The sequence below is a fragment of the Paraburkholderia sp. Ac-20336 genome, assembly GCF_017105025.1.
In the GTDB taxonomy this organism is placed as follows: Bacteria; Pseudomonadota; Gammaproteobacteria; order Burkholderiales; family Burkholderiaceae; genus Paraburkholderia.
In genome coordinates this window covers 1-22,656 of sequence record NZ_JAAGPS010000116.1, presented here as the reverse complement: position 1 = coordinate 22,656, position 22,656 = coordinate 1, and the positions used below count along the sequence as shown (strand labels likewise).

The following is a 22,656-nucleotide window of genomic DNA, read 5'->3' as shown; positions in this document are numbered from 1 at the left end:
CGCGGGATGCTGCGCACCTCGCGCTTCGTCTGCGCGGCCGGCGCGAGCAGCTGGAAACTGCTCGGCACGCTCGGCCTCGAATTGCCGCAGCAGGCAGTGCGCGGCACCTGCATGCGCACCAATCCGCTGCCGGCCATCACCGCGTCGACGTTCTGGGGGCACGGCCTCGGCATCCGCCAGCGCGCGAACGGCGCGATCAATCTCGCCGACGACATGCAGGTCGATGTCGACATGACGCTCGGCCATTTCCGCGCGCTCAAGTGGTTCCTGCCCGAGCTGTGGAAGCAGCGCGAGAAGTTCAGCTTCCACCTGAACGGCGCGTGTCTGCGCGACTTGCGCGAGCGCCTGCCGGGCGGCGCGCTCGACGAAGCGCGCGTGCTGTATCCGCGCGATCCGCAGCCGCAGCCGAACGCGGGCCACGCGCCGCGCGCGCTTGCCAAACTGCGGGCGCTGTTTCCGGCACTCAAGGACGCGCAGGTGGTCGAAGCGTGGGCCGGTCTGATCGACGTGCTGCCCGACGGCATTCCGGTGATCGACGCGCCGTCGCAGGTGCCGGGCCTTACGATCGCCACCGGCTTTTGCGGCCACGGTTTCGCGATGGGGCCGATCGTCGGCAAGCTGCTCGCGGAACTCAACGATGGCGGCCGCCCGTCGCTCGATCTGTCCGCGTTCCGTCTGGGGCGTTTCTTCGACGGCACGATGCAGCGGCCGCGCAGCATGCTGTAAAGCTTTTTGTTTTCCACGAGACCCGCCGATACGACTGTGAATGACCGTGAATAATCGCGAATCACCGCTACGACCGATGACCGAACCCGCACTGCGCCACACCGGCGTTCCGTACTACACGCAATGGGGCAGCCCCGCATGGGTGCGCGACATCGTCGAGCGGCAATGCGATCCGTGCGACGACCCGCACTGGCGCCGCAGTGGTTTCGCCGATCCCGAGCGCTACCGCTACTGGGCCAAACGGCTCTGCGGACTCACCTGCCTCGAATCGGCACTCGACTACTGGCGCATCGGCCATCCGCCGCGCGCGGCGTTGCTCGACGCAGCGCTGCGGCATGGCGTGTACCGGCTGCGCGACGACGGCGGCGTCGATGGCCTGATCTACCGGCCGTTTGCCGAGTGGGCGGGCGCTGCGTTCGGCATCGAGGTCGACGTGCTGCCGCAGGTGTCGCTCGAAGAGATCGCCGCGCGCCTCGCGGCCGACACGCTCGCGATCGTTTCGGTGAGCCCCGAAATCCGCTATCCCGAACGGCCGAACCAGCGGCAGGGCGGTCATCTGATCCTGCTGCACGGCCGCGATCGCGAGGGCGCGTGGTTTCACAATCCATCGGGCGTCGCGCCGCATCAGGCCGACGTGTATCTGCCGTTCGCGACGATGGCGCGGTTCTATGCCGGACGCGGGATGACGCTGACGTTCGGCGCACGGTAGCGGCGGCGTGCGGTGTTCGGCAACGGCAGGACGGCAAGTGTGGCAGGGCGGCGACAAGGGCGCGTGGTAGTAAGCGGTTGGCAATGCGGGGCTGGCGATACGAGGCTGGCGACGCGCCAGGTGACCGGTAAAGCGGGGCGGCACCTGGGCGCGCAAGCACGAACGCGGGCATGATCCGCGCGGCTGGTCATTTTCGCCGCGCTCGGTTACGGTGATGCCCATGCCCATGCCCATGCCCATGCCCATGCCCATGCCCATGCCCATGCCCATGTCTGTGCCTGTGCGGTAGCCCCGCCCGCTCGCAAGCCACGGAGCCACCATCAGGCCTCACCGGCGCATCCGGCCCGCGCGGTCCTGCCCACCGAACACCACCCCTCACCAGGATTGGAACGCCCCGCCCATGATCCGTCCGCCCACGCCGATCTTCGACGCCGCCGCGACCGCGCGGCTGATGCCATACGCCGCGCTCGTCGAGGCGCTCGAACGCGCGAGCCTCGACTATGCGCAGCAGCGCATCGCGAGCCCTGAACGGCTCGTGGTGCCGCTCAACGCGGGCGGCATCATGCTGTCGATGCCCGCGACCGCGCCCGATCTCGCGATCCACAAGCTCGTCAACGTGTGCGCGAGCAACCGCGCGCGCGATCTGCCGACGATCCATGGCCAGGTCATGGCCTTCGACGCCGATACCGGCGAGACGCTGTTCGTGCTCGACGGCCCGACCGTGACGGGCCGCCGTACCGCGGCGATGTCGATGCTCGGCGTCGCGACGTTCATGCCCGCCGCGCCGCGCGAGTTCCTGCTGATCGGCACCGGCACGCAGGCGCTCCATCATCTCGAAGCGATCGGCGAGCTTTACCCCGAGGCGCGCGTATGGGTGCAGGGCAGTGCGCCCGAGCGTGCCGAGGCGTTCTGCGCCGCGCAGCGCGGCAAGGCGCGCGAACTGCGGGTACTGACGCAGCCGGCCCAACCCGCGCGAGGCGCCGCCGCGGCCTCCGCTTCCATCCCCGCTTCCACCCCGGTTTCCATTCCCGCCTCGATCGACGTCGTGATCGCGCTGACCACGAGCCGCCAGCCGGTCTATGACGAAGCGGCGCGTGCCGGACGGCTCGTGATCGGCGTGGGCGCGTTTACGCCGGAGATGGTCGAGATCGGCGCGAACACGCTCGCGGGCAGCGCCCTGTTCGTTGACGATCCCGCCGGCGCGAAGCACGAAGCCGGCGATTTCATCCAGGCGCGCGTGGACTGGGCGCGCGTCGCCGGCCTTGCCACGGTGCTCGGCGATGCCGGGCCGCGGCCGGGCGGCCCCGTGATGTTCAAGAGCGTGGGCTGCGCGGCCTGGGACCTCGCCGCGTGCCGGGTCGCGCGCGCGGCGTTGTCGTCGAAAACACCCTGAAAACAGGGCGCTTTCGCGCCCGCTTGGCATCTTGCCCCAACCTGGGGCAGATGTTGCCGTGCAAACTATTGCAAAACGTTGCACCATAAGACGTTTGCCGGAAAAAAACGCCCGCGGATTTCCGCTGCCGGACCCGCGGGCTGCTGATTTCTGATCGACGCCTTTTCTCTTACGACGCTGCGACCGTGCCATGACGACCCAACAAGCCTCTGCCACACCCGAACTGCCGCTCGACATGATCATCTTCGGCGGGACCGGCGACCTGTCGTTCCGCAAGCTGCTGCCCGCGCTTTACATGGCGCATCTGCACGGCAATCTGCCATCCGATACCCGCATCCTCACGATCGGCCGCAAGCCGTGGTCGCGCGAGCAGTACATCGGCGAATTCATGGAGCAGAAGGCGAAGCCCTTCATCGAGAAGAAGGCGTTCGACGCAGCGGCGTGGGACAAATTTCTCGCGATCTTCGAATACGTGCGCATGGACGTCGATTCGCCCGACGATTACCTGCGCCTGAAGGAAGCCTCGCGCGAAGACGTGCGCCGCGTGTTCTATCTCGCGACCTCGCCGGACCTGTTCATGCACATCTGCGACAACCTTTCCGCGGCGGCGCTCGTCGACGGCAATTCGCGCGTCGTGCTCGAAAAGCCGCTCGGCCACGATCTTGCTTCCGCGCAGGAGATCAACATCGCGGTCGGCAAGCACTTTAGCGAAGCGCAGATCTACCGGATCGACCACTACCTCGGCAAGGAAACCGTGCAGAACCTGATGGTGCTGCGCTTCGGCAATCCGATCTTCGGGCCGCTGTGGCAGGCGCCGTACATCAAGAGCGTGCAGATCACCGTGGCCGAAACGGTCGGCGTGGGCAGCCGCGCGGGGTTCTACGACAAGACCGGCGCGCTGCGCGACATGGTGCAGAACCACCTGCTGCAACTGCTGTGCATCGTCGCGATGGAGCCGCCCGTGTCGCTCGATCCCGATGCGGTGCGCGACGAAAAGCTCAAGGTATTGCGCTCGCTGCGCCCGATGACGCCCGAGGACATCGCGCGCGACACGGTGCGCGGCCAGTACACCGCCGGCGCGGTCGACGGCGAGGCGGTCAAGGGCTACCTCGAAGAAGACAACGTGCCGGCCGGCAGCCGCGCCGAAACCTTCGTTGCGTTGCGCGCGCATATCAACAACTGGCGCTGGGCCAACGTGCCGTTTTTCCTGCGCACCGGCAAGCGCATGCAGAAGAAGCTCTCGGAAATCGTCATCGAGTTTTCCGATCTGCCGTTCTCGATTTTTCCGAGCGGTGGCCGCAACTATGGCAACCGGCTCGTGATCCAGTTGCAGCCGGAAGAGTCGATCCAGTTGCAGATGCTCGCGAAGGAACCGGGCAGCGGCATGCATATGCTGCCGGTGAGCCTGAATCTGGACCTGCAGCAGGCTTTCACCGAGCGTCGTGCCGAAGCGTACGAGCGACTGCTGATCGACGTGGTGCGCGGGCGTCTCACGCACTTCATGCGCCGCGACGAACTCGAAGCGGCATGGGCATGGGCCGAGCCGATTCTCGACGGCTGGGCGAAGTCGGGCGAGCGGCCGCGCTCGTATACGGCGGGCACGTTCGGGCCGGCCGCGTCGACTGCGTTGATGGCGCGCGAGAACGCGGTGTGGGCTGAAGAATCGCAGTAAGCGTTGCCGATGGGCGCCACCGTGGTGTGGTGGCGCGATCGACGTGCCCGGCCCTATCACCGCAACCGCCGGATTCAACGGGTGGTTCGATCCTGAAGCGGCGCAAACGGCGCTGCGTTTGCCGATCAGACAGAAGTGATTCCGCTCGACTTGACGGACCGCGAGTTCGTGACGAGCCGCATCCCCGCGTGCGTGCGCATTGCCGCGTAGCAGGTTCGCGCTTTATGCGGGATGCAGCCCGCGCAGCAACTGGCGTACGCGCGACAGATCCTGCTCGACGTGGCCGTTCTTCTCGAACAGCTCGGCGAGCCAATCGACGAACGCGCGCACGCGCGGCGACACGCGACGGTTTTTCACATACGCGATCGAAACCGGCATCGGCACCGGTTTCCATTGCGGCAGCACTTCGCGCAGCAATCCCGCATCGAGGTAGGGCTGCGCGGCGACGCGCGCGGGCTGAATGAGACCGAGCCCCTGCAGGCCGCAGGTCAGGTAAGCCTGCTCGTCGGTGACTCTGACGAAGCCATCGAGCTTGACCGTGAGCGCTTCGCCGTCCACTTCGAAATCGAAATCACACTCGCGGCCGTTATGCGGCGACACGCAATTGACGGCGACGTGCGCATGCAGATCGTCGAGATCGACGGGCGTGCCGTGGCGGGCGAGATAAGCCGGACTCGCGCAGGTCACGTGTTCGAGCGTGCCGAGTTGCCGCGCGACGAGGCTCGAATCGGGCAATTCGCCGAGCTGGATGCTGCAATCGATTGCTTCGGATACCAGATCGACGGTGCGGATGCTCACGCCGATCGCGAGATCGAGATTCGGGTAGAGCGCGTGAAACTCGTCGAGAGCGGGCAACACGATTGCGGTTGCAACGGAGTTCGGCATTTCGATACGCAGACGGCCGGTCAGATTGTCGGTCGAATTACGGATGCTGGCTTCCATCTCGTCGATATCGGCGAGGATTTGCGCGCAGCGTTCGTAGTAGGCGGCGCCTTCCGGCGTGACGCTTAGACGCCGTGTCGTGCGGATCAATAGCGCGGTGCCCAGCAGGGCTTCCAGGTTCTGGACGATCGTTGTTGCTGTTGCTCTGGGGATGTTTAATGACTCCGCTGCGCGGGTGAAGCTGTTGGTGTCCACGATTCGGATGAATGTGCGCATGGCGGTTATTCGGTCAATCATGGAGTGTGCTCCTGGTAAAGGGTTTTGCCTGCGGCGGTTTTTTGTCGTTGTTCTGACTTTGTTGGCCTTTCCTTGATTTCTTGGTGGTCTATTGGCGTTGCCCCTGTGCGGGGCGGCACCTACTTTCTTTGCGGCTGCAAAGAAAGTAGGCAAAGAAAGCAGCTTCACACCGCCAGTTCTTAAGCGGGTCCCCTGGCTTGGAGGGGGCAGTGGTGCATCTGGAATCGGTGCCCTCGCACATTCAATGCAGGTGACAAAGCCATCATCCGTTCCCACTCCGCACTGAGTGCGTCGCGGACGGGGCTGCCAGGAGAACCAGCGGGTTCGTTCGCAAGCGAGGGCCATCGACTACGCCTCGGCGACACGCCGAAACAACCGATGGTTTTTGAGCTGGGGTTCGGCGCGCGCAGCGCCGCCGGAAGAATGACTGCCTTGTCACTTACGCGGAGTGCGCGAGGAGACAGATTCCAGATGCACCACGATCCCCTCCAGGCCAGGGGACCCGCTTAAGAGCTGGCGGTGTGAAGCTGCTTTCTTTGCCTACTTTCTTTGCAGCCGCAAAGAAAGTAGGTGCCGCCCCGCACAGGGGCAACGCCAATAGACCACCAAGAAATCAAGGAAAGGCCAACAAAGTCAGAACAACGACAAAGAAGCACCGCCCCACACAGGGGCAACACCAACAGACCGACACGAACACAAGGAAAGGCCCACAAAGTCAGAACAACGACAAAACCACCGCAGGCAAAAAAAATAAAAACAACAAAACATACCCCCGCGTCGCAGGCAAAAAAACCATCCGCTGCGCGGGCAAAACCACCCACTACTTCCTCAAAGAATCCATATCCACCACAAACCGATACTTAACATCACTCTTCAGCATCCGCTCATACGCCTCATTGATCTTCTGCATCGGAATAACTTCAATATCGGAAGTAATGCCATACCGCCCACAAAAGTGCAGCATCTCCTGCGTCTCCGCAACTCCCCCAATCAACGACCCGGCCAGGCGCCGCCGCTTGAGAATCAGATTGAACACCTGTGGCGACGGATGATCGTGCTCCGGTACGCCAACGAGCGTCAGCGTGCCATCACGCTTCAACAGACTCAAAAACGGATTCAGGTCGTGCTGCGCCGCCACCGTATTGATGATGAGATCGAAGCTGTTCGCATGCGCTTCCATCTCTTCCGGGTTCTTCGAAATCACCACCTCATCGGCACCCAGCCGTTTCGCATCCTCGATCTTCGACGGCGACGTCGTGAACAGCACGACATGCGCACCCATCGCATGCGCAAGCTTCACGCCCATATGGCCGAGACCGCCGAGGCCGACAATGCCGACCTTCTTGCCTGGACCCGCACCCCACGTGCGTAGCGGCGAATACGTCGTGATGCCCGCGCACAGCAGCGGCGCGACGCCGGCCGGGTCGAGGCTGGCCGGCACGTGTAGCGTGAAGGCTTCGTCGACGACGAGTTGCGTCGAGTAGCCGCCGTATGTCACCCGGCCGTCGACGCGATCCATGGCGTTGTACGTGCCGACAAAACCGCTCTCGCAATACTGTTCGAGACCTTCCGCGCAATTCGCGCAGGTGCGGCACGAATCGACCATGCAGCCCACCGCGACGAGATCGCCGACCTTGTGCTTCGTCACGTTCGGGCCCACCGCGCTCACGCGGCCCACGATCTCGTGGCCCGGCACCAGCGGGTAGATCGTGTTCTTCCATTCATTGCGTGCCTGGTGCAGGTCGGAATGGCACACGCCGCAGAACAGCACGTCCATCTGCACGTCATGGGCGCGAGGCGCGCGGCGTTCGAGGTCGAACGGGACCAGCGGCGCGCTGGCGTCGGTTGCTGCATAGGCATAAGTCGTGCTCATGGGTAGCTCCAGCAAAAAGATGATGGCGCAAAAGGCGGCGCGCCAGCGATACGCAACCTGCGTTGCGGATGTGGCGAACCCCAGCATGAAACAGGATCGTGATGCGAACGACGGCAAGCGCGAAGCGGACCCGATTCTCCACTCGATGCGAGGTAGGGCAACGAATGGACGGGCGCGCTTTGCGCAACGAAAAGGACGATCCGGCAGGGTTCCCATCATAGGAGCCAGACACCGCTCGCGGAATACCTGATCGTCTTGAAGGTTTGCCTAAAACTCCTGGGTAGCGGCACGGCAGGCTGTTTGATGCTAGATTTCAAGCATTATTCTCTTGCCTGTCACCATACCGTCATGTCCACCCAAGTTGTCCGCCCAGCCACGCAAGACCTCGCGCAGCAGCGCGTGCTCGAACTGTTCGAGGTTCTCGCACCCAATGTCGGCTTCACGCGCACGAGTCTCGAAGGCGTCAACCTGCTGCGCGCGAATCAGCCGATGCCGCGCATGCCGGTGATGTACGAGCCGAGCATCGTGATTGTCTGCCAGGGACGCAAGCGCGGTTATCTCGGCGATCAGGTGTTCCAGTACGACGCGCAGCAGTATCTCGTGCTGTCGGTGCCGCTGCCGTTCGAATGCGAGACCGAGGCGAGTGTAGAGGAGCCGTTTCTCGGCATCTCGGTACGCGTCGATCTGACGATGGTCGCCGAGTTGCTGATGGCCCTCAACGAAACGCAGGGCGTCGCGCAGAACGAGCCGGTCGGCATCTATTCCACACCGCTCGATCCGGCACTCAGCAACGCGGTGCAGCGCTTGATGGAAACGTTGGCCGCGCCGCTCGACGCGCGCATTCTCGCACCCGCCATCGTGCGCGAAATCTGTTATCGCGTGTTGACCGGCGAGCAAGGCGATGCGATTCGCGCGGCGCTCACGCATCAGAATCACTTCGGCCGCATTGCGAAGGCGTTGCGGCGCATTCATGCGGACTATCACGGTTCGCTCGACGTCGATACGCTCGCGGCCGAAGCGGGCATGAGCCTCGCGGTGTTTCATGCGCAATTCAAGGCGGTGACGGCTACCTCGCCGATGCAGTACGTGAAGACCACGCGCCTGCATCACGCGCGTCTTCTGATGGTGCAGGACGGTTTGAATGTGGGCGCGGCCGCGGCGCGGGTTGGCTATGAAAGCGCGTCGCAATTCAGCCGCGAGTTCAAGCGCCTGTTCGGCCTCAGCCCCGGCGACGAAGTCAAACGCATGCGTGCCGTGTACGACTCGCCGCCGCGGCAGCCGCCCAAGCCGGCGCCGCGCTATGTCACCGCGGTCTGATGGCGACAGGCGGCTACAGGCCGCTGAACCAGTTGTAGCCCTGGTCTTCCCAGTAGCCGCCAGGGTTCGTGTTGGTCACGAAAATGGCCGCGATATGCTTCGGGTTCTTGAAGCCGAGCTTGGTCGGCACACGCAGCTTTAGCGGATAACCGTATTTGGCCGGCAGCGGCTCGTTGCGGAAATCGAGCGTCAATTGCGTTTGCGGATGCAGCGCGGTCGCCATGTCGAGGCTCGAGTAATAGCGGTCCGCGCATTTGAAGCCCACGTAGCGCGCGCTCAGATCGGCGCCGATCCGTTCGAGGAACGTGCGGAACGGCACGCCGCGCCATTGTCCGATCGCGCTCCATCCTTCGATGCAGACGTGACGTGTGATCTGCGAAACCTGCGGCAGCGCGCGCAGCTGTTCGAGCGTCCAGCTGCGCTTGTCGGCGATGAGCCCCGACACTTCGAGCCGGTAGGTCGAGCCGTCGATATCGGGCGCGTCGAACTCGGGATAGAACGCGTTGAACGGAAACGGGTCGGTGATCTCGCGTTCCGAATAGGTCGGCGCGAGTTTGTTGCGGTTGAACAGCCACGCCTGCACGCGATCGTTCCAGCGCGACATGGCCCACAGCACCTTGTCGACGGAATCGCCTTCCTGCATGTTGCAGCCCGACAGCATCGCGAGCGCGCCGATCGACAGCGACGAGCGCAGGAACAGACGTCGCTGCAACTGCTCGATCTGCGGCTGGTGGTCGGCGAGAAGGATGCGCGAGCGGCGCCTATCCTGCGCGGCAGCGGCACTTTCGGCACTTTCGGCACTCCCGGCGCTATCGGTTCCGTCGTTTCGTTTGGGCGTGTTCATGCGCGAGTCCTTTCCTGCGCTTCGCACGGGGCATGCGAGACGCGGCGCCCGCGGCCCGTGAACATTGGCGGCAACGTGCGCGGCACCAGCAGCACGAGCGCCAGATGCACGACGACGAAGCCGGCCACGCCGGCCATCGCGACGAAGTGCACGCGCCGGGCGAAGTCGAAGCCGCCGAACAGCGCGGTTAGCCACGAGAATTGCACGGGCTTCCAGATCGACAGTCCCGAAGCGACGAGCAACACGCCGAGCATGAGCACGAGCAGATAGAGCGCGCGCTGCACCGCGTTGTATCGGCCGGTATCGTGCGGCAGTCTGAAGCGCAAGGCGAGCGCCGCATCGCGCGCCACCTCGCGCGGATGAACCGGCAGCAGCTTGCGCCGCAAATGCCCGCTTGCGAGGCCGTACGCGAGATACAGCAGGCCGTTCGCGCACAGCAGCCACATCGCCGCGAAATGCCAGGCGATCGAGCCGCCGAGCCAGCCGCCGACCGTTGCCCACACCGGGAACGTGAACGGAAAGATCGGCGAGGCGTTGTAGATCGCCCAGCCGCTCATCAGCATGCAGACCATCGCGAACGCGTTGATCCAGTGCGTCACGCGTACGACGAGCGGGTGAACGATCAGGATGGCTTGCGGTTTTGCCTGCGGTTCGGACATCGGCGGAAAGCGCTCAGCGAAGAGAAGCGGCAAGCCGCGCCCGGTGCGGGCGCGGCCATTCGAATGAAATACAGGGAAGGGTGGCGCCTTACATCGGCGGCGTTACGCCATGCTCGCCGGCCGAGATGAAGTTCGCGGTCATCGAGCCGTCCGCTTCCTTATGCGCGAACAGCACGACCTTCGTGCCCGACGTGAGCAGCGCGCGGGTGCCCGGTTCGAGGCTGACGATGGGCACGTCCTGCGGAATCACGATCTTCTTTTCGCCGTCCTTGTACTTGACCGTGATCGTGCGGCCGTTGCTGACCACGAGCGAGCCGACCGTGCCGTTCGTCATCGTGCTGTTCGCGCCGAGATCCCACGGGCGATGGCCTTCGCCCGAGCCGCGCATGCTGGCCGGGAACACGTGCACTTCGAGTGCCTTCAGCGTGCCGTCGGCTTGCGGAATCGCGGCGGTGCCGACATAGCTGTCCGGCTTGATGTCGTTGACGTTGGCGAGCAGGACGCCGCGAATCGGCGTGTCGGCGGGCAGCTTCACGTCGACGTCCTTGCCGTCGCGCGTGTGCACTTTGAGCACGTCGCCCGACAGCGACGTTATCGTGCCGCGCAGGCCGGTCGGCGCGGCGGTCTGGGCCTGGGCCGCGGGCATCGTGGCGAACAGGGCGGCGGCGAGCGCGGGGGCGGTGAGGGCGCGCAGCATTCGCGCGGAAACGATCTTCATGAGGCTGCTCCAGGAAGGGTGAAACAGGGAATGGTGCGCACAGCCTAGCTCGCGCCCCGGCTCGTCGCGGTGACAGGCGGATGACAAAAACGTCATGAACGCAGGGTGACGGCCACGTAGAATGGCCGCCAGGGCCATTGCGGCGTATCGGGCATATTCGGGCATATCGAAGCGTGTGGAGCGTGCCGATCGGATATGCCGCGGGCCATTATGTCGAACCGTGGGCAGGAGCCGCGCGCATCATGAGCATTCTCGTCATCGAAGACGATCCGAAGACCGGCGATTATCTGAAGAAGGGCTTGCGCGAGAGCGGCTATGCGGTCGACCTCGCGCGTACCGGCACGGACGGCCTGCACATGGCGCTGGAACACGCATACGAACTCGTGGTGCTCGATGTGATGCTGCCCGGCATCGACGGATGGGAAATCATGCGCGCGTTGCGCGCGCGGCGCGATCTGCCGGTGATTTTCCTGACCGCGCGCGATCAGGTTAGCGACCGGATTCGCGGCCTCGAACTCGGCGCCGACGACTATCTCGTCAAGCCGTTTTCGTTTACCGAACTGGTGCTGCGCATTCGCACGCTGCTGCGCCGCGGCGTGATTCGCGAGAGCGACGTGTTCGAGGTGGCCGACCTGAAGCTCGACGTGCTGCGCCGCCGGGTCACGCGCGAGGGCGTCGAGATTCCGCTCACGAACAAGGAATTCATGCTGCTGCATCTGCTCGTGCGGCGCGAGGGCGAGGCACTGTCGCGCTCGCAGATCGCCTCGGAAGTGTGGGACATGAACTTCGACAGCGACACCAACGTGGTCGACGTGGCGATCAAGCGGTTGCGCGCGAAGATCGATCATCCGTTCGAGAAGAAGCTGATTCACACGGTGCGCAGCATCGGCTACACGTTCGGCGACGGCGCATGAAACTGTGGACCGAACGCTCGCTGATCGCACGCACGACGATACTGTTCGCGCTGATCGCGTGCGTCGTGATCGGCTCGCTCGGCGCGTATTTCTATCAGTCAGCCGAAGTATCGCTGCAGCGCCGCGCCGACGTCGTGCTGACCGGCCGCGTCGAGCATTTCAGCCGCATCGTGCACGATCTTTATTCGGTCAGCGAATTGAAGAAGCGGCCGCTGCTGTTCGAGACGATGCTCGGCGCGGAGGAGGACGTGCTGCTGTTTCGCCGCCCGGGCGAAGCGCCGTTCGTCGACGTGAATCCGGGCAATCTCGCGGTGCCTGATTTGCCGGCGCGTCCGGCGGGCAATCTGCCCGGCGTCGCCGATATCCACCAGACGCTGCTGCCCGACGGTGTGCCCGTGCATTGGGCGGTCGCCACGGCGAAAGCGCGCGAGGACGGCACCGAAGTCGAAGTGATCGCGGGGCACCCGATGACCCACGAAATGCGCATGCTGGCCGCGTACCGCAACCGCATCGTGCTCGCGACGCTGATCGGCATGCTGGCCGCGACGTTGCTTGCCTACTGCGTGTTGCGCCGCGCGCTGCGGCCGGTGCGCGAGATCGCGACACGCGCCGCGCAGATCAGCCCGGCGAATCTCGCGGTGCGTCTCGACAGCGAGGCCGCGCCGCTCGAACTGCGTCAGCTCACGCGCGCGTTCAACGCCATGCTCGATCGTCTCGCGGACGGCTATCAACGTTTGCAGCAGTTTTCCGCCGACCTCGCGCACGAGATCCGCACGCCGGTCGGCGTGCTGATCGGTCAGACCCAGGTCGCGCTCGCGCAACCACGCGAGGCCGACGAATATCAGCAACTGCTCGAATCGAATCTGGAAGAGCTGAATCGCCTCAGTCATATCGCCGAGAACATTCTCTTTCTCGCGCACGCGGATCATGCGGGCTTGCCGATCGAGCGGCAGCCGGTCGACCTGCAAGGCGAACTGCTCAGGATCGCAGATTATTTCGAAGGACTCGCCGACGAACGCGGCATGCGCTTCGAAGTCGATGCGGCCGGCGTGGTGTCGGCGAACCCGATGCTATGCCGCCGTGCGATCAACAATCTGGTCGTCAACGCGGTGCGTTACGGCGCGGGCGATACGGTCGTGCGCCTGAGCGGCGCGCAGGACGAGCAGGGCGCGACCGTGACGGTCGAAAACGAGGGCGCGCCGATTCCGGACGCGCAACTGGACCGTCTGTTCGACCGCTTCTATCGCGGCGACGCGGCGCGCAGCGCCTTCACCGAATCGAACGGACTCGGGCTCGCGATCGTCAAGGCGATCATGCATCTGCATGGCGGCACCGCGCGCGCGGTGTGCCCGATGCCGGGCGTGGTGCGCTTCGAGCTGAGGTTTCCGGGCGCCTGAGCGGGCGAGTTGCGAAGCCGTGCCGGCACGCGATCGGATCGACCGGCCGGCAGCGTCCGGTAGCGTCCCTTACTCGCCAGCATCCGTTGCCGGCTGGTTCTCATAGTGCGCGCGCTTTTTCTCGTACATCAGCAGATCGGCGCGCTGTACGCCCGCTTCGAGCCGGTCGCCGCGCTGGCAGGTCGCCGCGCCCATCGAGAAGCTGAGCGGTGCGCCCGGATAGAACTGGTTGTTCATCTCGACGAGCTGATGGATCGAATCGATCATCGCGGCGCCGCCGCGCTCGTCGGTATCGGGCATCAGGATCGCGAATTCGTCGCCGCCGATACGCGCCGCGTGGAACGGCAGCTCCATCGCCTTCGCGAGCACTTCGCCGGCGCGCCGCAGCAGCGCGTCGCCGGCCGCATGGCCGAGCTGATCGTTCACGCGCTTCAGGCCGTTCAGGTCGGCCATGATGATTGTCACGGGCCACGGCCCCTTGCGTTCGAGCCGGTTCAGTTCGTCGACGTAGAACGAGCGGTTGCGCAGCTTCGTCAGCACGTCGTGCTTGCCGAGGAATTCGAGGTAGGCCTCGGCCTTCTTGCGCGCGGTGATGTCCGTGAGCGCGACGAGCACGAGGTCCCAGCTATCCTCGTGGCCGGGCAGCACCGAGAATTGCAGATGCACGTGCACCTCGTTGCCGTCGAGCGAGTAGTTGAGCACTTCGCGCTGCTGGAACAGCTTGTTGTCCCACAGGTCGATCAGCTGCTCGCGGAAATGCGGGCGCATGTCGTCGCGGAACACGTCGGCGAGACGCGCGAGCAGCGTCTTCTTGTCCTTCGCGGCGAACATGCCGAGCGTGTGCTGGTTCACGTCGAGCACGTGAATCTCCGCCATGCAGCGTTCGACGAACTCGGGATGCACGTCGGTAAACACGCGGAAATCGCTGATGCCCGCCGCGCGCGCGCCGTCGATCAGGCGCTTGACCGCGCTGAAATCCTCGACCCACAGCGACACCGGCGAATGCTCGAAGAGACCGCGCGCGTACTGCTCGGCCAGCGAGACGCGGCGCCGCGCGCCTTCGAGTTCGGTGATGTCTTCGGTCGACACGAGCACGCGGTCCCAGCGTTCCTCGTGACCGGGCAGCACGGCGCCCTTGAGCAGCACGTCGAGCCGCCGTCCGCCGAGCGTGTAGTTGACCGTGTGGCTCGTGAAGTGCAATTGCCCGGCCCATAACTGGCACAGCTCTTCGAGGTGCGTCTTCAGCATGTCGTCGCGGAACACCGACGCGAGGTTATGCGTGAGCGTGTCGAAGTCGGCGGCCTCGAACTGCGCGAGTGTCTGCCGATTGACCTTGATGACGCGGATGCGGTGCGCGCATTCGGCAACCCGGTGCGGGTCTTCCGCGAAATGGGCGCGCAGATCGGTCACGCCCGCGGCGCGCCATGCATCGAACAGCGTCTGCACGCCGCTGAAGTCTTCGAGCCAGAGCGAGACGGGGGCGAGCTCGAACATCCCGGAATCGTCGTTGACAGGCGCAGAGCCGCTCGTGAGGGTATCCAGCATGAGGTTCTCGGGATCGAAAGTGCGGCTATTTTATGACGGCTTCGCGCGCGCCGAAACGAAAGACTGGCGAGACGTCGTTTTTTTCGCAGGCGCCGGGGGGCGAAAGCGGCCAAAGCGGCGAAGGGACGGCCACGCACGCGCGACCTTGCTACACTCGGGCATCATGGGTTCGGCTTGAACCCTGTCCAAACCCCGTCCGAACTTTGTCCATTCACCCCGTCGGGACACTATCGTCATGAAGCCATCCCTGCTGGTTCTGATCCCTCTGAGCGACGCGAGCCGCGCGAGTGTCGAGGCCGCGTTCGACGTCGTCTACGCCCCCGAACCGGCGCAGCGCGAAGCCGCGCTCGCCACGCACGGCGCGGCGATCCGCGCGGTGCTGACGAACGGCACGACGGGTCTTGCTGCCGCGGAAATCGACCGCATGCCGCGACTCGAACTGCTGAGCGCGCTTGGCGCCGGCTACGAAAACCTCGCCGTCGATCACGCGCGCTCGCGCGGCGTCGTGCTCGTCAACGGCGCGGGCACCAACGATCACTGCGTCGCCGATCACGCGTTCGCGTTGCTGCTGGCCGTCGTGCGCGACATTCCGCAGCTCGACCGGGCGACGCGCGAAGGGGTATGGCGCGATCATCTGCCCTTGCATCCGAATGTGTCGAACAAACGTTTGGGGATCGTCGGGCTCGGCCATATCGGCGCGAAGATCGCGCGCCGCGCCGCCGGGTTCGACATGGAGGTCGGCTACCACAACCGCAAGCCGCGCGAAGATTCGCCGCTGCGCTATTTCGACAACGTCGCGGCACTCGCGCAATGGAGCGACTTTCTCGTCGTGGCGACGCCGGGCGGCGCGGGCACGCGGCATCTGATCGGCGAGACCGTGCTGGCGGCGCTCGGTTCGCGCGGCTTCGTGGTCAACGTGTCGCGCGGCAGTGTCGTCGATACGGCGGCCCTGGCCCGGGCGCTGGCAGCGGGAACCCTGGCGGGCGCGGCGCTCGACGTCTACGAGGGCGAGCCCGAACCGCCGCAGGCGCTGCTCGGGCTGCGCAACGTGGTGCTGACGCCGCATGTCGGCGGCCGCTCGCCGGAAGCGATCACCGCGTCGGTCGACAACTTTCTCGCCAACGCGCGGCGGCATTTCGCGGGCGAGCCAGTGCTGACGCCGATCTGAATCCGAACGGCGCGGCGGGGCGGCAACGCTGAAAGCCAAACGGAAACTATCGGCGAGCCGGATAGTTTCCGTCGCGAATCGCGATTTCCCTTGTGACGGCGACGCGCATACGATGGTCGCTATCGTATGAGCCGCCCGAGTAGTATGAGCAGCACGGATGACCCGCTGCTTCGGCTCATCCGCAACCGCGCCGGAGATCGCCCATGGAGCATCGCGCCCGCACGCAGAACGAACGGCTCGACATCAAGACCACCACCTGCTACATGTGTGCGTGCCGCTGCGGCATTCGCGTGCATCTGCGCGATGGCGAGGTGCGCTACATCGACGGCAATCCCGAGCATCCGCTCAACCAGGGCGTGATCTGTGCGAAGGGCGCCTCGGGCATCATGAAGCAGTACTCGCCCGCGCGCCTTACGCAGCCGTTGCTGCGCAAGACCGGCGCCGAGCGCGGCAGCGCGCAGTTCGAGCCGGTCTCGTGGGAGGTCGCGTTCGACCTGCTCGAAAAGCGCCTCGCCGCGATTCGCGCGACCGATCCGAAGAAGTTCGCATTGTTCACAGGCCGCGATCAGATGCAGGCGCTGACCGGTCTCTTCGCCAAGCAGTTCGGTACGCCTAACTATGCGGCGCATGGCGGCTTCTGCTCGGCGAACATGGCGGCCGGCATGATCTATACGATAGGCGGCTCGTTCTGGGAGTTCGGCGGGCCCGATCTCGACAGCGCGAAGCTGTTCTTCATGATCGGCACGGCCGAGGATCATCATTCGAATCCACTCAAGATCGCGCTCTCGAAGTTCAAGCGCGCGGGCGGCCGCTTCATCGCGATCAATCCGGTCCGCACCGGCTATGCGGCGATTGCCGACGAGTGGGTGCCGATCAAGCCCGGCACCGACGGCGCGCTCTTCATGGCGTTCCTGCACGAACTGATCGCCGCCGACGCGTGGGATCACGAGTTCGTGCGCCGCTACACGAATGCGGCCGAGCTGATCGATCTCGACGAGGGTAGCGAGAACTTCGGCCTCTTCGTGCGCGATCCGCAGCGGCCCGTGGGCAATCCGCTGTTTCCGCAGAACCATCTCTGGTGGGACCCGGCCGCACAGCGCGCGGTGCCGCATCACACGCCGGGCGTCACGCCCGCGCTCGACGGCCGCTATACGCTCGAGGACGGCAAACCGGTCACGCCGTCGTTCGCGTTGCTGCGCGAGCGCGTCGCCGCTTGCACGCCGGAGTGGGCCGCAGAAATCACCGGCATCGCGGCGGCAACGATCCGCCGTCTCGCCGGCGAAATGATCGAAACGAGCCGCCGGCATCGCATCACGCTGCCGATCCGCTGGACCGATGCCTGGGGCGAAACGCACGAAACGGTCAGTGGCAATCCGGTTGCCTTTCATGCGATGCGCGGGCTGGCCGCGCATTCGAACGGCTTCCAGTCGATTCGCGCGCTGGCGGTGCTGATGTCGCTGCTCGGCACGATCGACCGGCCCGGCGGCTTTCGTCACAAGTCGCCGTTTCCGCGCGCGGTGCCGCCGTCGGCGAAACCGCCGAACAGTCCCGACGCGGTCAAGCCGAATACGCCGCTCGCGACCGGCCCGCTCGGTTGGCCCGCCGCGCCCGAGGATCTGTTCGTCGACGAACACGGCGGCCCCGTGCGCATCGACAAGGCGTTCTCGTGGGAGTATCCGCTCGCGGTGCATGGCGTCATGCATAGCGTCATCACCAACGCATGGCGCGGCGATCCGTACCCGATCGATACGCTGATGATCTTCATGGCCAATATGGCGTGGAATTCGTCGATGAATACGATGAAGGTGCGCGAGATGCTGGTCGACAGGCACGCGAACGGCGAGTACAAGATTCCGTTTCTCGTCGTGTGCGATGCGTTCCAGTCGGAGATGACCGCGTTCGCCGATCTGATCCTGCCCGACACGACCTATCTCGAACGCCATGACGCGATGTCGATGCTCGACCGGCCGATCTCCGAGTTCGACGGTCCCGTCGATTCGGTGCGTGTGCCGGTCGTGCCGCCGACCGGCGAGTGCAAGCCGTTTCAGGAAGTGCTGATCGAACTTGCGGCGCGCCTGAAGTTTCCGGCTTTCACCACGGCGGACGGCGCGCGGCGCTTTCGCGACTATCCCGACTTCATCGTCCATCACACCACGTCGCCCGATTCCGGCGTCGGCTTTCTGATCGGCTGGCGCGGCAAGGACGGCGACAAGGCGCTCGTGGGCGAGCCGAATCCGCGCCAATGGGAGCAGTACGCGAAGAACAACTGCGTGTTCCATTACCGCTTGCCCGAGACCTTGCAGTACATGCGCAACTGCAACGGACCGTATCTCGACTGGGCGGTCAAAAACGGCTTCCGCAAATTCGGCGAGCCGATCCTGATCCAGCTTTACTCGGACGTGATGCAGAAATTCAGGCTCGCGGCGCAAGGGCGCACGAGCGGCCGACAACCGCCCGAGCATCTGCGTGCGCGCCTCGAAACCTATTTCGATCCGCTGCCGTTCTGGTATGCGCCGCTCGAAAGCGCCGCGACCGATCTCGCGCGGTTTCCGCTGACGGCGCTTACGCAGCGGCCGATGGCGATGTATCACTCGTGGGATTCGCAGAACGCGTGGCTGCGGCAGATTCATGGGGAGAACTATCTTTATGTGAATCCGCAAACGGCGTCGGCACAAGGCATTGCCGATGGCGGCTGGATCTACGTCGAATCGCAATGGGGCCGCGTGCGCTGCATGGCGCGCTTCAGCGAAACCGTCGAGCCGGGAACCGTGTGGACATGGAACGCGATCGGCAAGGCGGCCGGCGCATGGAATCTCGGCCCCGGCGCGAACGAATCGCAGCGCGGCTTCCTGCTCAATCACCTGATTACCGACGAACTGCCCGGCGGCGATGGGCAGGCCGCGCGTCTGTCGAACTCCGATCCGGTGACGGGGCAGGCCGCCTGGTACGACGTGCGTGTGCGGATCTATCCCGCCGAAGCCGACGCGCGGCATACGTTGCCGCAATTCGCCGCGATGCCTGAATTGCCGGGCTCGGTGGGCGGCGGTGGTGTCGTGTCGCGCATCGTGCAGACCTATTTCGCGGGCCGTGGCGAATTCGCGGCGCGTCTGCGCGGCGCGGCCCGCCGCAAGTAACGATGAGATGACGCTGACGATGGCGGAAGCAACGGCAAGGAGCATGCGATGACCCAGATGGCGCTGGTGATCGACCTGAACGTGTGCGTGGGTTGCCAGGCATGCGTGACGAGCTGCAAGGAGTGGAACACGTCGGGCGAGTCGGGCAGTCTCGCGGACTTCAACCCCTACGACGCGGACCCGTCCGGCACGTTCTTCAACCGCGTGCAGAGTTTCGAGGCAGGTAGTTTCCCCGACACGGAGATGATCCATTTTCCGAAGTCCTGCCTGCATTGCGAGGACCCGCCGTGCGTGCCCGTGTGTCCGACCGGCGCGAGCTACAAGCGCAAGGAAGATGGTCTCGTGCTGGTCGATTTCGATCGCTGCATCGGCTGCAAGTATTGCGCGTGGGCGTGTCCGTACGGCGCGCGCGAGCTCGACGAAGGGCGCAAGGAGATGACCAAGTGCACGCTGTGCGTCGATCGCATTCACGATGACAAGCTCTCCGAGCGCGATCGCCAGCCCGCTTGCGTGCTCGCGTGCCCGACTTCGGCGCGGCTCTTCGGCGACATTCACGATCCGCAGTCCGTCGTGTCGCAAGCGATCAGGGAGCGCGGCGGCTATCAGTTGATGCCGGAGTGGGGCACGCGTCCCGCGAATCATTATTTGCCGCGCGTGCCGACCACGTCCGCCGGTTGCGGTGGCGACGCATGCGCGTGCAAATCGTCCGGCTCGGCGGCCGACGGTTCGACGCCCATGCCGGCCTCGCCCGAAGCGGAACTCGCATCGGAACTCGAAGCGCAGCTCGGACGCGGCGAACTGCATCTCGCGTCGATGGCGAAGCGCATCTGAACAACAGCATGAACAACAGCGAGACCTCACGATGAATCCGGCATTTTCCGTCGTATTCCTGACGACTTTGAGCGGCGCGGCGCAGGGCTTGCTGATTGCGCTCGTCGGCGTGGAGAGTGCGGCGTGGTGGGGTCTCGTTGCGCAACCGGCCGCCGCGACCGCGTTTTACGTCGCCGGCGCGGCATTGGCCGTGGTGCTGGGCGGCCTCGGACTGATCGCGTCGTTCTTCCATCTCGGCCATCCCGAACGCGCATGGCGTGCGATTGCGATGTGGCGCACCTCGTGGCTGTCGCGCGAATGCCTGTGCCTGCCCGCGTTTCTCGCTTGCGCGTGCCTGTATGGCGTCGCGCACGCATTTGGTTGGCCGTGGTCGCTTGCGCTCGGCTGGCTCGGCGTGCTCGCGAGCGTGGCGCTATTCGTCTGCACCGCGATGATCTATGCCTGCCTGCGCTTTCTGCAGGAATGGGCGACGCCGCTTACGCTCGTCAACTTCGTGTTGCTCGGCTGCGCATCGGGTTTCACGCTCGCGACGGCGCTCAGCGCATGGCTCGCGCCTGCGTTGACGATCGGGCTCGCGATCTGCGCGTGTCTGCTGACGCTGGCGGGATGCGCGAGCCGTTCGGCCTCGCTCGTGCGCAATGCGCGCTTGCGGCCGAAGTCGACCGTGCAGAGCGCCACCGGCATTCGCAACCCGAAGCTCGTGCAGGTGACGCGCGGCTTCACGGCGGGCGCGTTCAATCTGCGCGAGTTTTTCCACGGCAAGTCGGCGGGGACGTTGCGTGGCGTTAAATGGGCTTTTCTCGCGGCTGCGTTCGTTGCGCCGGTGCTGTTGATCGTGCTCGGCGCGAGCCTGCATTCGATTGACGTGTCGTTCGGGCTGCTGGCCGCGGCCTCGCTCGTGCAGTATGCGGGGCTCGTTGCCGAGCGCTGGTTTTTCTTCGCGGAGGCGAAGCATCCGCAGAATCTTTATTACGCGCGGGTGGGGTGAGGCCGATGTCTTTCATGGCCGGATACCGTTCATATTCATAGTGGGTTCCGTGCCGTTCGTGTAACGAAAAACCAGCTACTGTCAAATCTGGTTTGATTCACCGGGGTGTTTTGAGAGGCTCGGCAATACTACGACCGTGATTTCACGCGTTGAGCCGATGCCTCTTATTCGCAAGGGGCAGTTCGATTTTTCCGTGTTCGAGTCTGATGAACTGCCACTCCCGTCATCTGAAATGCCACCTCGTTAAATTAATCATCCGCGGTACGTCTCGGCCGCGGTAGCACGCTTTTCCCCCTATCAGTTGCCGGAACATAAGCCACTATTTTCCCGAATTTCCAGGTTTCACCTATGGACAGAAAATCGCCAAACGTTTGCGTTTTGCGAATTTAAATTTTCCTTATATTAATTTATCAATAATTTGCAGTTTGGCTCGATAAACACTGGCTTTTTTAGGATAAGGCCGCTTAGAATTCTTTCCCTTCGGGGGAGTCGAGATAGCATCCGGCTCGATTAATTTTTAGTGACACCAAAACAAAAACGACGGTAACAACAACGCTATGGGGTCCAGAATTCTGTCGATATTAGCCACACGGCCGGAAGCCATCGGAATGGCGCCGCCCGTCATGCGGCCCGAGCGCGAGGCGGACGTCGACGCGGTTGTCCGCGTAACGGGCAAACCCTTCGCGGACTTCCCCGCAACGCTCACCGATGCAGCCGATCCGCCCGCGCGCCGGCACGCCTCTTCCTTCGAATTTGCCGGCGAGGCGTAGCGCCCGCATCCAGCACGTCCGCTCCCGCCGCTTCTTTCCTGACAGACGATCGTGAATTCAACCTCTGCTTCGCGTGCCGAGCGCTTCGCACGCATTCGCCGTAGCGGGGCTTCCCGCTGCCTGCATATCGCCGGTTTGTTGCTGGGCTGCGCGCTCGCGGCCACCGGCGGCTTCGCGCCGGTTCCAGCCGCCGCCGCATCCGCCGATGGTTTTGCCGAGGCGCTGACCAGTGCAGGCAACAGCGTGACGACGCGAACCGTCGCACTGCGCGATCTCGGCGTGCGTGACGTCGCCGTGCTCGATGCGCCGCGGGCGAGCCGCGAGTACTACTTTCCGGTGCCGGCCGGTGTGCCGCTCGACGGCACCGAATTGCAGGTCGATGCCGACTATCTGCACGCCGACGGCGGCCGCACGACGATGCGCGTCTCGCTCGACGGCTCGCCCGTGCTGGCTCGCGCGCTCACGGAGCCGCGCGGCGACGCGGCGGCGAGCGTCGGCGTGAGCGGCGAACCGAGGCCGGGCGGCTATGTGCGCGCCGGGCTTGCGTGGGCGTCGGTGGTCAACGACGCGGACTGCGCGGATCAGACCGCGATCGGCAACGTGCTGCGGGTCGCGCCCACCACGCGTCTCACGTATCGCTACGACACGAACGACGTCAAGGATTTGCGGACCGCCTGGTCGGCCTTACCGCCGGTGCCGTCCATCGTGATCTCGGCGCCGCGCGTGGCCGCGCCGAGCTACGACACGGCATGGCGCGCCGCCGCGCTGATGCAGCGCGACGGCCGCGAGCCCGTGATCCGCGCATGGCCCAAGGCTGGA

At 64.8% G+C, this 22,656-nt stretch carries 18 protein-coding genes and 1 pseudogene; 13 read left to right on the top strand and 6 right to left on the bottom strand.

Annotated features, from left to right (window positions below; translation table 11 throughout):
* The 4 genes from GXB81_RS24615 to zwf form a co-directional block, all read left to right on the top strand.
* The coding region (locus tag GXB81_RS24615; RefSeq protein ID WP_205990568.1) for an FAD-binding oxidoreductase at positions 1 to 726 on the top strand (726 nt) is incomplete at its 5' end.
* Positions 727 to 802: 76 nt separating this feature from the next.
* Complete coding sequence (locus tag GXB81_RS24610) at positions 803 to 1,435, top strand: C39 family peptidase (RefSeq protein WP_205990567.1); 633 nt, start codon at positions 803 to 805, stop codon at positions 1,433 to 1,435.
* A gap of 400 nt (positions 1,436 to 1,835) precedes the next feature.
* The gene (locus tag GXB81_RS24605; protein ID WP_205990566.1) at positions 1,836 to 2,828 is read left to right on the top strand and encodes a delta(1)-pyrroline-2-carboxylate reductase family protein; all 993 of its coding nucleotides are present in this window, start codon (positions 1,836 to 1,838) and stop codon (positions 2,826 to 2,828) included.
* Between the two features lie 190 nt (positions 2,829 to 3,018).
* Positions 3,019 to 4,500, top strand: a complete 1,482-nt coding sequence (gene zwf, locus GXB81_RS24600) for a glucose-6-phosphate dehydrogenase (protein ID WP_167283941.1) — start codon at positions 3,019 to 3,021, stop codon at positions 4,498 to 4,500.
* 222 nt (positions 4,501 to 4,722) lie between these two features.
* On the opposite strand, the gene GXB81_RS24595 is transcribed toward zwf, so the two are convergent.
* Both GXB81_RS24595 and GXB81_RS24590 read right to left on the bottom strand, forming a co-directional pair.
* Entirely contained in the window at positions 4,723 to 5,679 is a 957-nt protein-coding gene (locus GXB81_RS24595) for a LysR family transcriptional regulator (RefSeq protein WP_167049855.1), read from the bottom strand.
* 820 nt (positions 5,680 to 6,499) lie between these two features.
* Positions 6,500 to 7,552: an NAD(P)-dependent alcohol dehydrogenase gene (locus tag GXB81_RS24590; protein WP_205990565.1), complete on the bottom strand. Its 1,053-nt coding sequence runs from the start codon at positions 7,550 to 7,552 to the stop codon at positions 6,500 to 6,502.
* 348 nt (positions 7,553 to 7,900) lie between these two features.
* On the opposite strand from GXB81_RS24590, the gene GXB81_RS24585 reads away from it, so the two are divergent.
* Positions 7,901 to 8,869 carry an AraC family transcriptional regulator gene (locus tag GXB81_RS24585; protein ID WP_205990564.1) on the top strand — a complete coding sequence of 323 codons (969 nt, stop codon included), beginning with the start codon at positions 7,901 to 7,903 and terminating at the stop codon, positions 8,867 to 8,869.
* Between the two features lie 13 nt (positions 8,870 to 8,882).
* On the opposite strand, the gene GXB81_RS24580 is transcribed toward GXB81_RS24585, so the two are convergent.
* The 3 genes from GXB81_RS24580 to GXB81_RS24570 all read right to left on the bottom strand — a co-directional run bounded on the left by GXB81_RS24580 (position 8,883) and on the right by GXB81_RS24570 (position 11,090).
* Complete coding sequence (locus tag GXB81_RS24580) at positions 8,883 to 9,713, bottom strand: molybdopterin-dependent oxidoreductase (RefSeq protein ID WP_241016500.1); 831 nt, start codon at positions 9,711 to 9,713, stop codon at positions 8,883 to 8,885.
* Positions 9,710 to 10,372, bottom strand: coding sequence for a cytochrome b/b6 domain-containing protein (locus tag GXB81_RS24575; protein ID WP_205990563.1), 663 nt, complete (start codon positions 10,370 to 10,372; stop codon positions 9,710 to 9,712). The genes GXB81_RS24580 and GXB81_RS24575 overlap by 4 nt, the downstream gene beginning before the upstream one ends.
* Before the next feature lie 88 nt (positions 10,373 to 10,460).
* Positions 10,461 to 11,090 (bottom strand): hypothetical protein, encoded by a 630-nt coding sequence (locus GXB81_RS24570; protein ID WP_167283944.1) that lies wholly within the window; start codon positions 11,088 to 11,090, stop codon positions 10,461 to 10,463.
* Positions 11,091 to 11,332: 242 nt separating this feature from the next.
* On the opposite strand from GXB81_RS24570, the gene GXB81_RS24565 reads away from it, so the two are divergent.
* Positions 11,333 to 12,004, top strand: a complete 672-nt coding sequence (locus GXB81_RS24565; protein WP_167050423.1) for a heavy metal response regulator transcription factor — start codon at positions 11,333 to 11,335, stop codon at positions 12,002 to 12,004.
* Positions 12,001 to 13,401 carry a heavy metal sensor histidine kinase gene (locus GXB81_RS24560; protein ID WP_205990562.1) on the top strand — a complete coding sequence of 467 codons (1,401 nt, stop codon included), beginning with the start codon at positions 12,001 to 12,003 and terminating at the stop codon, positions 13,399 to 13,401. The genes GXB81_RS24565 and GXB81_RS24560 overlap by 4 nt, the downstream gene beginning before the upstream one ends.
* Positions 13,402 to 13,470: 69 nt before the next feature.
* On the opposite strand, the gene GXB81_RS24555 is transcribed toward GXB81_RS24560, so the two are convergent.
* Entirely contained in the window at positions 13,471 to 14,946 is a 1,476-nt protein-coding gene (locus GXB81_RS24555; protein ID WP_167050419.1) for a sensor domain-containing diguanylate cyclase, read from the bottom strand.
* A gap of 235 nt (positions 14,947 to 15,181) precedes the next feature.
* On the opposite strand from GXB81_RS24555, the gene GXB81_RS24550 reads away from it, so the two are divergent.
* The 6 genes and pseudogenes from GXB81_RS24550 to GXB81_RS24525 all read left to right on the top strand — a co-directional run.
* The gene (locus tag GXB81_RS24550) at positions 15,182 to 16,114 is read left to right on the top strand and encodes a 2-hydroxyacid dehydrogenase (RefSeq protein WP_167283947.1); all 933 of its coding nucleotides are present in this window, start codon (positions 15,182 to 15,184) and stop codon (positions 16,112 to 16,114) included.
* 203 nt (positions 16,115 to 16,317) lie between these two features.
* Entirely contained in the window at positions 16,318 to 19,248 is a 2,931-nt protein-coding gene (locus GXB81_RS24545) for a molybdopterin-dependent oxidoreductase (RefSeq protein ID WP_205990561.1), read from the top strand.
* 48 nt (positions 19,249 to 19,296) lie between these two features.
* Positions 19,297 to 20,079, top strand: coding sequence for a 4Fe-4S dicluster domain-containing protein (locus tag GXB81_RS24540; RefSeq protein WP_205990560.1), 783 nt, complete (start codon positions 19,297 to 19,299; stop codon positions 20,077 to 20,079).
* 31 nt (positions 20,080 to 20,110) lie between these two features.
* Entirely contained in the window at positions 20,111 to 21,067 is a 957-nt protein-coding gene (locus tag GXB81_RS24535; RefSeq protein WP_205990559.1) for a DmsC/YnfH family molybdoenzyme membrane anchor subunit, read from the top strand.
* A 608-nt stretch (positions 21,068 to 21,675) separates the two neighbouring features.
* Positions 21,676 to 21,837, top strand: a complete 162-nt coding sequence (locus GXB81_RS24530) for a hypothetical protein (RefSeq protein WP_167050409.1) — start codon at positions 21,676 to 21,678, stop codon at positions 21,835 to 21,837.
* A gap of 51 nt (positions 21,838 to 21,888) precedes the next feature.
* Positions 21,889 to 22,656, top strand: a pseudogene (locus GXB81_RS24525) (cellulose synthase); the annotation flags it as partial.